Raw genomic sequence first — 12,226 nt, 5'->3', positions numbered from 1 at the left:
GGAAAATAACCAAAACGAATCAATGACAAAGAAAGATAATACCAGTCTGCTGACCGTGGCAGGTCTCAAGGACCTCTTCGCCATAGAGAAGAAACCCCTCGGCGGTCTGATGGTCTTCGAGAAAGTGGCCATCGCCTACGCCGCGTTGACAACCCTTCTCGTCCTTTTTCTCTATACCCGCATGTCCGACCCGTCGGCCATACTCATGGCCCGTGTGCGATTCTTGGCTATGACCCTTGCCCTGTGGGGCGTCTATCGCCTTGTGCCCTGCCGCCTGATGCTCGGCATCCGCGGGGTCGTTCAGCTCGCACTGTTAGGCTTATGGTACCCCGAGACCTACGACTTCAACCGCTTGTTTCCGAATCTCGACCACCTCTTTGCGCAGTGGGAGCAACAGCTCTTCGGCTGTCAGCCGGCACTGCTCTTCTCGCAGGTGCTGCCGAGTCACGTAGCCAGTGAGCTCTTCGACATGGGCTATGGCTCCTACTACTTCATGATAGCGGTGACGGCCATGTTCTATTTTGCTTTCCGCTATCGCGAGTTTGAGCGCGCCACCTTCGTCATCCTCGCCTCGTTCTTCGTCTACTACCTTATATATATATTCCTCCCCGTTGTCGGTCCCACGTTCTACTATCATGCCGTAGGACTGAAAACGATAGCCGAGGGAGTGTTCCCCAACGTCCACGACTACTTCCTCACCCACACCGCGAGCCTGCCCTCGCCGGGCTATACCGACGGTGTGTTCTATCAGTTTGTCGAGGATGCCAAGGCAGCCGGCGAGCGTCCCACAGCCGCCTTCCCCAGCAGCCATGTCGGGGTGAGCACCATCTGCATGCTCCTCGCCTGGCATAGCGGCAACCGCCGTCTGTTCTTCGTTTACCTTCCTTTCTATATCTTCCTCTGCTGCGCCACAGTTTATATCCAGGCTCACTACCTCATCGACGCCATCGCCGGACTCATCACCGGCGTTGGGTTCTACTTCCTCATGATGTGGCTGTCAAGAGGAATGGAGAGGAAATAACCGTCGGCCGAGGCGTGCCGGCAGAGTGATTATTGCAAATGGAATGAATAAAATTCCATTTTGCAATAAATCACTAAAATAAATGGCTTAACAGTAAGCTACTTCAGATATTTATTACTACCTTTGCATAAATTGCTTGTTTAACCTGTATTAATATTCAATCATTATGGCATACACAAGGATGACGGCCTCGGAGGCCGCAGAACTTATTCACGACGGTGACAACATAGCCATAGGTGGATTCACACCCAACGGCGACCCAAAGGCTGTGTTCCGCGAGTTGTCGAAACGTGCCGTCCGCGAGCATGAGGCCGGCCACCCCTTCAAGGTCGGAATCTTCTCCGGCGCATCGAGTTGTCAGAGCATCGAGGGCGACATGGCGTTGGCCCATGCCATAAAATTCCGGGCTCCGTTCTCGACGAACAAGGATTTCCGTGAGCATGTCAACCTTGAGGAGATAGAATATGAGGACATGCACCTCGGCCACATGGCTGAGCGCCTGCGCCATGGTGTCTACGGCACTATGGACTGGCTTATCATCGAGGCCTCCGACATCGTCGAGGGTACCGACGAGTGCCGCTTGTCGCTGACGTCGGCCGGTGGCATCGCCACTACGGCAGCCCGGCTGGCCCGCCGCATCATTATCGAGCTCAACCACTTCCACAGTCCGCTCTCGCGCATGCTCCACGACACTTTTGAACCCGGCGAGTGCGGTTTCGGCCGTCAGCCAATACCCATTATCCACGTTCTCGACAGGATTGGCAAGGACTACGTATCCATCGACCCTAAGAAGATAGTTTGTGTCGTCGAGTGCAACATCCCCGAGGAGGCCCGTCAGTTCAAGGCTCTTACCCCCACGACGGAGCAGATGGGCAACAACGTTGCCGAGTTCCTCGTTGCCGACATGAAGGCCGGTCGCATACCACCGCAGTTCCTGCCCATCCAGAGCGGTGTGGGGGCCACGGGCAACGCCGTCTTGGCCGCTATGGGCAAGAACCATCACATTCCGAGTTTCGAGGTTTATTCGGAGGTGGTCCAGGATGCGGCCATCGACCTCATCGAGCGCGGTCTCGTCAAGGCGGCGTCGGCAACGGCCATGACAGTCACCAATGAGGCCCTGCACCACGTCTACGACAATATCGACTTCTTTGCCAAGCACCTCGTCATCAGGCAGAGCGAGATTGCCAACTCGCCGGAGGTCATACGCCGCCTCGGGAGCATCGCCATCAATACGGCCATCGAATGCGATATCTACGGCAACGAGAACTCCAGCCACATCTGCGCCTCGCGACTGATGAACGGTATCGGCGGCTCGTGCGATTATGAGCGCAACGGCTACGTGTCGATATTCACCACACCGTCGACGGCCAAGGACGGAAAAATTTCGGCCATCGTGCCGTTCTGCTCGCATATCGACTCCACGGAGCACGATGTCGACGTCATCGTCACCGAACAGGGCGTTGCCGACCTCCGCGGCAAGGGCCCTCTGCATCGTGCCCATGAGATAATAGAGAACTGCGCCCACCCCGACTACCGGCCTCTGCTCAGGGAGTATCTGCGCATCGCCGAGAAAGGGCATACGCCCCACAACCTGCGCGCTGCCTTCGCCATGCACGACACTTTCGAGCGCAAAGGCGACATGCGGCTAACCGATTTTGGCGAGTATATAGGGTAGGGGGAGTGATGTTTCAAATGCAATATTATTTCATTCAGGTGCACTTAACTTCATCACTTTTCATCAAGACATAAATTTCTATCCTGATTATCAGCTCATTATGGTTTATCTATGATGATTTGGGGCGACGCATTGGCAGTGTAATCCCATTGAACGAAGAACGGTTAAATAGACAACCATAAACTGAAACCAAAACCAATAAAACCCTTTGTGTCAGCGCCAAGAGCTTTCGCTCTTTGCCATTTGTGGTTTGATGGCTTGTGAGAGGCTGGGCCTCTCACCGCCCTCAACCCACAAATGGCAGATTCACCTTCGTAGGATCTTGGCGCTGACACAAAGGAAAACCTTCAAAACAAGCTAACGCCACAGAGATTCGGTCTTACGACCGACCGGACGGCTTCTAACCTGCCTATTATCGAGCCAAAAGCCATAAAAATTTCGCTTTTTGGCTCACTAATAAGTTATAAGTGAGCCAAAAGGAGCAAAAATTGAGGCTTTTGGCTTGGTAATATCGGTTTTTTTATGTATTTTTGCCTCAGTAAAAAGAGCTATATATGAGTGGACTGATAGGAAGAGAAAAGGAGAAACAGCTATTGAAGCTGTACATAGAGAGCAATCGCTCTGAGTTCATTGCCATTTACGGACGGCGGCGCATCGGTAAGACGTTTCTCGTGACAGAGACGTTGGGCGACAGGCTTGACTTTGACATGACCGGCGTCATCAACGGCGATTCAGCCATGCAGCTCACCAGCTTCGCATTGTCCCTCACACAGAGCGGCTACACGGGAAAACGCCCGGCAAACTGGATAGAAGCGTTTTCGGCCCTGAGAGAGGTGATCACGGCACGCGGCAATCAGCAGCAAGTGCTTGTTTTCATCGACGAGATGCCGTGTCTCGACACGCCAAAGTCGGGTTTCGTCCCTGCGCTCGACCTCTTCTGGAACGGGTGGGCAAGCCGACAGAAAAACATAAAACTGATTGTTTGCGGCTCGGCTACGACATGGATGGTGGACAATATCATTGACAGTCACGGCGGTCTCCACAACCGTATCACGCACGAGATACACCTTCATCCTTTCACTTTGCACGAGACGGAGGAATACCTCAAAGCCAATGATTTTCACTGGAACCGTCTCACTATATGCCAGACCTATATGATACTCGGTGGTGTTCCTTATTATCTGAGTCTGCTCGACAATAAGTTGGGGCTGCCGGCGAATGTCGACCGCTTGTTCTTTTCGGATGATGCCGAGTTGGCCGGCGAGTATGAACGGTTGTTCAGTTCTCTCTTTCGCAATCCGCAGCCTTATAAGGACATTATACGTCTGCTGACGGACAACAAAAGCGGACTGACGCGCAAGGAGATAAGCTCCAAACTGGGAAAGGAAAGCGGTGGCAATCTGTCGAAAATGCTGACAAACTTAGAGAACTGCGACTTTCTGAGGAAATATAATGTGCGCGAGAAAAAGATCAACTCCAACAATGGCATCTATCAGCTGACTGACTTCTATGTAAGATTCTACAACGATTTCTGTCGACTGCACTCCACCGACAGCCACTATTGGTCGAATTCGTTGAACACGCCTAAGCAGAACAACTGGTATGGTCTGGCCTACGAGCGGCTCTGTATGGCGCATGTCCAACAGATAAAACAGGCACTCGGTATCGCTGGAATACGCACGGAATATTACTCCTGGCGCAGCAAGCAAAGCAAACCGGCTGCACAAGTGGACCTGATTATCGAAAGGGCGGATGACATCGTGAACCTCTGTGAGATCAAATACAGTCGGGGCAAGTACACGATAGACGCCAACGAGGAGGAGAAGCTCCGCAACCGTATTACCGATTTCGAACAGGAGACGGGACTCAAGAAGGCCATACAGCTGACAATGATTACAACCTATGGCCTGAATGAAAACGCCCACTCCTACGAGGTTGCAGCGTCGCTGGACATGAACGCTCTATTTTAAACTGTTTGTCACAGCCTTAGGAATAATGCGACTTACACTTGACGACAGAGCCAAGCGTAAGCCGGAAATTATGATTACAGCCTTAGCGTTGCTCCAAAACCTGCGTGTCGCCTTCGTAATGTACGGCATTTCCGACCGCGAAGGCACCAAGCGGCTCACCGATTTCGGAGAGTATATAGGGTTGGGGAGAGGTGTTTTAAATGTAATAATATTTCATTCAGTTGCGCCGTTTGGTTCACTCTTGCAACTGATTGATAATCAGACGTGTAGAGAAACATGCCTTTTCGCGTTCTAAAACGGTCCGTTTTGCAAGCCAAAACGGACCGTTTCGCGTCCTGAAACGGGCCGTTTTAGAACGCAAAACGGTATGTATTGTAATGGTGTAAATATATTTCAACAACACGAAACGGTTTCCAAGGGTCTCGCAGTCGGTTTCGTGAGTGATTTATTTCCTTTCCTTTTCGCCGTCGGGAAAGAACCGGAATGATTGCTCTGAGGGCGGTTGTGCTTTCAGTGTAAGCTTATATAATATATGTGTAGCGGCCGTTCATCTCTTTCCTAACTTCTCCTCAATGCCATCGCGGTAGGCTCTCCACAGCACGGGCAGGTCGCTCATCGTCCACGCGTTGGTGAACGGCATGGAGAGAAGGGCCGGAATCCAGTAGCCAAGAAGCATGACGAAACCGCGCAGGTGGCGTACGCCCCAGTTCTGTCCGTAGTGGTGACTCATGTAGGTTTCGTTGCGCAGCTGATAGTAGCGCTTCCATTTCTTCTTCTGGTTGCGCGTCGTCCACGTGTCGGAAGAGAAGAACTTATGCTTGTCCATGAGTGCCGCGGGAATATAATAAAGGCTGAAACCTGCAAGGTGAGCCCTCAGACAGTAGTCGGTATCGTCGCAGAAGATGAACAGGTCGCGGTTGGGCAGTCCGATAGTCTCGACCACCCGTCGGCTGATGAGCGGTCCCTCGAAGTCGCAGCCCACAATGGCTATGGCCGTCGCGGGGTCCTGGGCCCTGTCGGCGAAGGTCTTCTGGCGCAGCTTCTTTCCATGCATCGATGCCAAGGGATTGGCGAAGTTGAAGTGGCAGAACTCATGCGAGAACACCTCGCCGTCGAGCAGTCGGCGTGGCGCGAGGATGCCTGTGCGCTCATCGGTGGTGTGGAGGAGCAGCCGGCTGAGACAGTCGGGACGCGGGAATACGTCGTCGTCCATGCACCATATCCAGTCGGCGCCACCGTTGTAGGCCTCCTTGATGCCGGTGTGGAAACCACCTGAGCCTCCCACGTTCTCCTGGTGGATGACCCGTAGGTCGGGACCCGCGGCCTCGGTGTCGAGCCACTGGCGGGTGCCGTCGGTGGCTCCGTTGTCGACAACGATGATGTCGGTGAGGCTCTTCTGTGACCGCAGGGCGGCTATACTCTTCTTGAGCAGTTCAAGACGGTTGTAAGTGACGACGACAGCTGTAACTTTCATTTTCGTTGATGAATTATAGGGGTTGGTTGATTGTAGAATACAAAATTACGAATTTTCTTGTATTTATATGATAAAAAAGCTGATTTTGTCGACAAAAAGAATATATGACCCCAAAGATAATCCATTTATGCTGGTTCAGCGACGACCCTTATCCTGTGGAAATTCAGGCCTGTCTGAACACGTGGCGGCACCTTCTGCCCGACTATAAGATTCGCTTGTGGGACGCCGATGCTGCCCGCTCCATCGGCTGTCCGTTCATCGATGAGGCTCTGCGGTGCCACCGGTGGGCTTATGCCGCCGATGCTGTCCGCTTCTATGCCGTGTGGAAGGAGGGTGGTGTGTACATGGACAGCGACATCTTCCTCCGCCGGAGGTTCGACGATATCATTGTCGACGAGGGCTGCGTGACGTTCAATGAGTTCTTCCCCGACCATGATGGCCATAGTGCGCTCCAGGCAGCGTTCTTCATCGGCAGCAAGGGCAACGAGTTCTGCAAGCGGGTGTTCGACCATTACAATACCTCTGACTATGAGGAGGTTATCTCGCCTTACATCATGGCCGATGTCGCGGAGAAGTATTTCGGCTACCGCAACGAGGATACCGAGCAGCACCTCGATGGTCTGACGGTCTATCCCTCGCGACTTCTCACCCCGAGCAAGCGTTTCAAGGTTGCCGCCGACGCCTACGGTGTGCACTGTATCTACGGCAGCTGGCGCAAGCGGCGGTTCGGCCGGCGCATCGAACTGGCTTTGAAGCACGCCCTCTTCTGGGTGAAATTCAGAATTCTTGGCATGTACCGCTGACGGTTTTGTGGGGCTGAAGAGGCCGTATTGTCCGTCAGAAGGGATATTTCCGACGGATGAAAACAAAAAAAAGAGACCCACGTCAGTCACAAATTGTGGTTGGCGTGGGTCTCTTTCTCTTATTATAAGGGACGGAACAATGATTTCTGACAGATGGGATGGGCTGTTTTTCCGCGACTCTTTCTATTACAGTTCGAGACGGAACGGCACCTCGTGACGCTTTCGGTAGCTCGTCCAGAACTTCGCTCTTGCCGGCATGACAATGGCTAAGGCCTTTGCGGCATCATAGTGGCGGCAGTCGGCATAGGTGCGGACGACAATCTCGGTGAAGGCTTTCGGTCCCCAGAACTTACGCAGATTGAGCAGTCCCTCCTTCATTGCCACCGGTCCGAAGTGCATCCTGTTGATGTCGACGATGGCGAGATGATAGCCGTCGGCGTCCTCCTTCCACAGCACGTTGCCCGGTGTGAAGTCCTTGTGGAGCACATCCTTCGAGTGCATGTCGGCGGCATAACGACCTAAGGCTGCTGCGGCCTCCTCGTATTCGCCCTCCTTTGCGTTGCCGAAGTCGTAGTAGGTGTGGCCCCAGTCCATCTGCTGGCTGACGAAATAGCTGTAGCCGAGGAATCCAAGGGCGTTGCGTTCCTCGATGAGGGCGATGGGTTCCGGGGTGACGATGCCCTTGGCTAAGAGCAGCGGAGCATAGCTGAAGGCGCGCTGTCCCTTCGGTTTGCGCAGTCCGGAGGAGTACACTATGCGGTTGATGCCGTGGGGAACGTGGTAGCGCTTGACGTTGATGAGTGTGCCGTCGGGGGCTTTTATCACCTTGATAACGTTCCGCAGATGGTAGATCTCGGAGCCTTCGTGGTCGAAGACGGTGGGAATGGCGGTGAGAAAGTCGCGCAGTGGCTCGTATTTCGGGTTTATCGTTATTGTCTGTGGCATGGTGTCGTGGTGTGGGTTATTGCTTTTCGGCGGTTTCTTTCCTCGGTATCACCTTCCCGTTGACAACCTCAAAGCGGCGGTTGAACTCCTCGTGGGTGCGCTTCCAGCGGTTGTGCGACCACAGATAGTATGCCGGTTCTCGGCGGATAGTGGCCTCGAGCATTTTGAAGAAGCGGCGCGTAATCTCATATTCGGGCAGTGATGCCGGATTCTTGGTGATGAGACGGTATGTCAGCGAGTAGTAGCCGCGGCGCTGACGGGTTAGCTCAGCGTAGTAGACGGCATTGTTCATCTTGCGCATGATGAGCTCGCCACCGGTGAAAACGGGGGTGTCGTGATTGAGGAAGGGCAGCCACAGATGGATGTTCTCCCACTTCGGGAGCTGGTCGCTGATATATCCGAAGATGTTCATCCGTCCCTCCCGACGGCAGGTAACGAGCTGTCGGAGGATGTCTTTCTTCGGTACCGGTACGGCGTTGGCCTCATGTGAGCGGATGCGACGGAAGAGATCGTCGAAGGCTTTGTTGTAGAGCGGGTGGTAGATGAGGCCCACCATCGAGTCGCTGGGCAGGTCCTTGCCAACGCACGAGAGCCACTCCCAGTTGCAGTAGTGGCCGAGGATGGCCGCAACGTTCTGCCCCTGACTGAAGCATTCCCTTATCTCGTCGCTGTTGGTGATGGTGAAACGGCGGTTGAGCTCGTCCTCGCTGATACTCAGGAGCTTGACGGCTTCGACGAAGTAGTCGCAGAACCAGCGGTAGAAACGCCGCTCTATGTCCTTAATCTCTTTCTCGCTCTTCTCCGGAAACGATGTCACGAGGTTGCCGCGGACTATCTTCCGTCGGTATCTGACGATGTAGTAAGCGATGAAAGCTACCACATCCGACAGACAATACAGCAGCCTGAAAGGCAGCAGACTTATGACATAAAATATCCTGTACACCATTTTCCTTCTCTTCTTTAGTCCTTATTCTTGCATGTTGTGGAGTTTTCCATTCTCTTTTTTTAACCCTTACCTTGCATGTTGTGGAGTTTCTCCTTCTTCTCTTTAGTCCTTATTCTTGCATGTCGTGGAGTTTTTTGTAGTATCCTCCGAGTGCCATGAGCTCGTCGTGGGTACCGCGCTCCACTATTCTTCCCTCGTGCAGGACACATATCTCGTCGCTGTTCTTGATTGTCGAGAGCCTGTGGGCAATGGCAACGGTGGTGCGTGTCTTCATGAGTTTGTAGAGAGCGTCCTGCACGAGGCGCTCACTCTCAGTGTCGAGGGCCGATGTGGCTTCGTCGAGGATAAGAATCGGCGGGTTTTTGAGGATGGCCCGGGCTATCGATATGCGCTGGCGCTGACCGCCGGAGAGTCGTCCGCCACGGTCGCCGATGTTTGTGTCGAATCCTTTCTCCGACTCCATGATGAAGTCGTAGGCATTGGCTATCTTCGCCGCTCTGACGACTTCCTCCTTCGTTGCGTTCTCCACGCCGAAGGTAATGTTATTGTAGAAGGTGTCGTTGAAGAGGATTGCTTCCTGGTTGACGTTGCCGATGAGACTGCGTAGGTCATGGATTCGCAGGTCGCGGATGTTTATTCCGTCTATCAGAATCTCACCTTTCTGTATGTCGTAGTACCGGGGAATGAGGTCGACGAGGGTCGACTTGCCGCCTCCGCTCTGTCCTACGAGTGCCACGGTTTTTCCCTTAGGTATCCGCAGATTGATGTCGCGGAGCACCCAGTGCGGCTCACCGTTGTCGTTTTTGCTGTCGTTGTAGGCGAAGGAAACGTTGCGGAACTCTATCTCATGCTCAAAACTGTCGATGCTGACAGGGTCGGGGCGCTCGGTGATCTCGGTCTCGGCTTTGAGAATTTTGTCCACGCGCTCCATAGAGGCAAGCCCCTTCGGGATATTGTAGCTGGCCTTGGAGAAGTCCTTCAGCGGGTTGATGATGCTGTATAGGATAACGAGATAATAGATAAACGTGGGTCCGGTGATGACCGGATTGGACCTGAGGACGAGCGTACCGCCAAACCACAGGACCACGATAATCATCACTGTACCAAGGAATTCGCTCATAGGGTGGGCCAAGGCCTGCCTTGTGTTGACACGAGTGAGGTCGTCGCGGTATTCGGTGTTGATCTTATTGAATCGTTCGTTCATCTTTTTCTCGGCAGTGAAGGCCTTGATGACGCGCAGACCGCCAAGAGTTTCCTCCACCTGACTCATCGTATCGCTCCACAGCGACTGCGCTTTTATCGACTGCGCCTTTAGCTTTCGGCCTACGAAACCCATGAACCACCCGAATATTGGGACAAAGATAAGGGTGAAAAGTGTCAGCTGCCACGATACGAAGATGAGCGTTCCGAAGTATATAATGATAAGTATCGGGTTCTTGAAGAGCATCTCCAACGATGCCATTATGGAACTGTCGATTTCCTGAACGTCACCAGTCATGCGCGCAATGATGTCGCCCTTGCGCTCCTCTGAGAAGAATCCGAGGTGCAGGGATGTTATCTTCCGGTACAGCTGATCGCGTATATCGCGCACCACCCCCGTCCGTACCGGAATGAGGGCGGCGGCACTCAGGAAGTAGGCCCCGGTCTTGAGGAATGTAGCGAAGGCCAACAGCGCACCGATGATGAGCAGTGTGTTGCTGGCGCCGACGGCATCGATAACCTGCTGGACGTAGTAGTTGGCGTTGTTGGAGATAACATCCTTGATGTCGGCCGAGCCCAATGCCATGAGGTGTGTGACCCTTGCCCCACCGTCAGTCTTGAAGAGTATCTTCAGGATTGGGATGAGAGTGGCGAACGAGAAGATGTTCAGCAGTGCCGACAACAGGTTGAACACTATTGTCAGAACGATATACTTCTTATATGGCGGTACAAATCTGCGTAGAACTTGAAGGAATTCTTTCATCGTTGTTTTTTTCTCGTTATTATTTTTCGTCTACTACCTCGCCGAAGAGCGTGGCACTCGTCGAGCCGGTGATGCGCACCCTTACGGTCTCGCCGATGTGGTGACAGCCCTTGTCAATGATTACGGCCTTGTTCTGCTGGGTGCGTCCCATGAGCTGGTTGCGGTCGCGCTTGCTGAACCGTTCGATGAGAACGTCGAACTCCTTGCCCTCGTCCTGCTTGTTGCGTTCGGCCGAAATGGCTGTCTGAATGTGTATTAGCTTGTTCAGACGGCATATCTTCTCCTCCTCGCTGACATTGTCGGGGAGGTGCTTGGCGGCGTAGGTGCCGGGGCGCTCGGAGTATTTGAACATGAAGGCCGAGTCGAAACCGACCTCCCTGACGAGCGATATTGTCTGCTCAAAGTCCTCCTCGGTCTCGTCATGATAGCCGACGAAGATGTCCGTAGTGAGCCCGCAGTCGGGTATTATGCGGCGAATGGCATCGACTTTCCGCAGATAATCCTCGCGGGTATACTTCCGGTTCATGTCGTGCAGCACCTTATTCGAGCCGCTCTGGGCCGGGAAGTGGATATGATGGCAAAGGTTCGGCTCGTCGGCAATGGCGTGGAGAATATCCTCCGACATGTCCTCAGGGTTCGAAGTGGTGAACCTCACCCTCATATCGGGAACGGCCTCGGCCACGGTGCGGAGCAGATTGGCGAACGAGCAGACGTGTACCTCGGTGCCGTTCTCCTCTTCGACGATGACACCATTGTCCGGCCGCTTGCCGTTGGGGAGCAGACCGTAGGAGTTGACGTTCTGTCCGAGGAGCGTAACCTCCTTATATCCGCGGTCGTGGAGGTCGCGCACCTCAGCGAGAATGCTCTCGACGTCGCGCGACCGCTCCCTGCCCCTTGTGTAAGGCACTATGCAGTAGTGGCAGAAATTGTTGCATCCGCGCATTATACTCACGAATCCGCTGACCCGGTTTCCGCCTATCCGCGTCGGGATGATGTTGCGGTAGGTCTCCGTTGTCGACAGGACGACGTCTACTGCCGGTGTTCCGTTCTCCACCTGGGCAATCATTTCCGGCAGGTTGAGGTAGGCGTCGGGACCACAAACGAGGTTGGCATGATGGTTCTTTATGAGGTCGTCCTTGACCCTTTCGGCCATACAGCCGAGAACGCCGAGGATGGGCCGCGGCGCGCTGCCGCCTCTCTTCTCGTCGTCGCCCTTCGTCCTCATGGCGTTGAGCTGGTCGAGGCGATGATAAATCTTGTTTTCTGCGTTGTCCCTGACGGAGCAGGTATTAAGGAAAATGGCGTCAGCGTCGGTCTCGTTGTCGGTGGGTTCGTATCCTGCCATCTGCATAATGCTGGCTACAACCTCCGAGTCGGCAACGTTCATCTGACACCCGTAAGTCTCAATAAATAACTTCTTCATTACAAT

The 12,226-nt window shown here is 53.7% G+C and carries 9 protein-coding genes; 4 read left to right on the top strand and 5 right to left on the bottom strand.

What is annotated here, in order from left to right; all coding sequences use genetic code 11:
* Nucleotides 1-22 precede the first annotated feature (22 nt).
* The 3 genes from LDN30_RS01100 (at nucleotide 23) to LDN30_RS01090 (ending at nucleotide 4,666) form a co-directional block, all read left to right on the top strand.
* Nucleotides 23-1,021 (top strand): phosphatase PAP2 family protein, encoded by a 999-nt coding sequence (locus LDN30_RS01100; RefSeq protein WP_223928483.1) that lies wholly within the window; start codon nucleotides 23-25, stop codon nucleotides 1,019-1,021.
* 166 nt (nucleotides 1,022-1,187) lie between these two features.
* Nucleotides 1,188-2,696: a butyryl-CoA:acetate CoA transferase gene (locus tag LDN30_RS01095; RefSeq protein ID WP_223926761.1), complete on the top strand. Its 1,509-nt coding sequence runs from the start codon at nucleotides 1,188-1,190 to the stop codon at nucleotides 2,694-2,696.
* A gap of 554 nt (nucleotides 2,697-3,250) precedes the next feature.
* Nucleotides 3,251-4,666 carry an AAA family ATPase gene (locus LDN30_RS01090; protein ID WP_223928482.1) on the top strand — a complete coding sequence of 472 codons (1,416 nt, stop codon included), beginning with the start codon at nucleotides 3,251-3,253 and terminating at the stop codon, nucleotides 4,664-4,666.
* A 547-nt stretch (nucleotides 4,667-5,213) separates the two neighbouring features.
* On the opposite strand, the gene LDN30_RS01085 is transcribed toward LDN30_RS01090, so the two are convergent.
* On the bottom strand, nucleotides 5,214-6,140 hold the full coding sequence (locus tag LDN30_RS01085; RefSeq protein WP_223928481.1) for a glycosyltransferase family 2 protein: 927 nt from the start codon (nucleotides 6,138-6,140) through the stop codon (nucleotides 5,214-5,216).
* Between the two features lie 104 nt (nucleotides 6,141-6,244).
* On the opposite strand from LDN30_RS01085, the gene LDN30_RS01080 reads away from it, so the two are divergent.
* A complete protein-coding gene (locus LDN30_RS01080; RefSeq protein ID WP_223926758.1) occupies nucleotides 6,245-6,943 on the top strand; it encodes a glycosyltransferase family 32 protein in 699 nt (232 codons plus the stop codon).
* A 186-nt stretch (nucleotides 6,944-7,129) separates the two neighbouring features.
* Here the strand turns inward: LDN30_RS01080 and LDN30_RS01075 are convergent, their stop codons facing one another.
* The 4 genes from LDN30_RS01075 to miaB form a co-directional block, all read right to left on the bottom strand.
* Entirely contained in the window at nucleotides 7,130-7,888 is a 759-nt protein-coding gene (locus tag LDN30_RS01075; RefSeq protein ID WP_223928480.1) for a lipopolysaccharide kinase InaA family protein, read from the bottom strand.
* A gap of 16 nt (nucleotides 7,889-7,904) precedes the next feature.
* The gene (locus LDN30_RS01070; protein ID WP_223928479.1) at nucleotides 7,905-8,834 is read right to left on the bottom strand and encodes a lysophospholipid acyltransferase family protein; all 930 of its coding nucleotides are present in this window, start codon (nucleotides 8,832-8,834) and stop codon (nucleotides 7,905-7,907) included.
* 109 nt (nucleotides 8,835-8,943) lie between these two features.
* Nucleotides 8,944-10,797, bottom strand: coding sequence for an ABC transporter ATP-binding protein (locus tag LDN30_RS01065; protein ID WP_223928478.1), 1,854 nt, complete (start codon nucleotides 10,795-10,797; stop codon nucleotides 8,944-8,946).
* Nucleotides 10,798-10,816: 19 nt separating this feature from the next.
* Nucleotides 10,817-12,220: a tRNA (N6-isopentenyl adenosine(37)-C2)-methylthiotransferase MiaB gene (gene miaB / locus LDN30_RS01060; RefSeq protein ID WP_223928477.1), complete on the bottom strand. Its 1,404-nt coding sequence runs from the start codon at nucleotides 12,218-12,220 to the stop codon at nucleotides 10,817-10,819.
* Nucleotides 12,221-12,226 lie beyond the last annotated feature (6 nt).

It is taken from the genome of Prevotella lacticifex, assembly GCF_019973375.1.
GTDB classification, from domain to species: domain Bacteria; phylum Bacteroidota; class Bacteroidia; order Bacteroidales; family Bacteroidaceae; genus Prevotella; species Prevotella lacticifex.
This window is presented reverse-complemented; position numbering and strand designations above follow the sequence as displayed.

Coding starts and splice junctions, on each gene's coding strand:
- LDN30_RS01100 (WP_223928483.1), top strand. CDS start 23: ATGACAAAGAAAGATAATACCAGTCTGCTGACCGTGGCAGGTCTCAAG.
- LDN30_RS01075 (WP_223928480.1), bottom strand. CDS start 7,888: ATGCCACAGACAATAACGATAAACCCGAAATACGAGCCACTGCGCGAC.
- LDN30_RS01070 (WP_223928479.1), bottom strand. CDS start 8,834: ATGGTGTACAGGATATTTTATGTCATAAGTCTGCTGCCTTTCAGGCTG.
- LDN30_RS01080 (WP_223926758.1), top strand. CDS start 6,245: ATGACCCCAAAGATAATCCATTTATGCTGGTTCAGCGACGACCCTTAT.
- miaB (WP_223928477.1), bottom strand. CDS start 12,220: ATGAAGAAGTTATTTATTGAGACTTACGGGTGTCAGATGAACGTTGCC.
- LDN30_RS01065 (WP_223928478.1), bottom strand. CDS start 10,797: ATGAAAGAATTCCTTCAAGTTCTACGCAGATTTGTACCGCCATATAAG.
- LDN30_RS01090 (WP_223928482.1), top strand. CDS start 3,251: ATGAGTGGACTGATAGGAAGAGAAAAGGAGAAACAGCTATTGAAGCTG.
- LDN30_RS01085 (WP_223928481.1), bottom strand. CDS start 6,140: ATGAAAGTTACAGCTGTCGTCGTCACTTACAACCGTCTTGAACTGCTC.
- LDN30_RS01095 (WP_223926761.1), top strand. CDS start 1,188: ATGGCATACACAAGGATGACGGCCTCGGAGGCCGCAGAACTTATTCAC.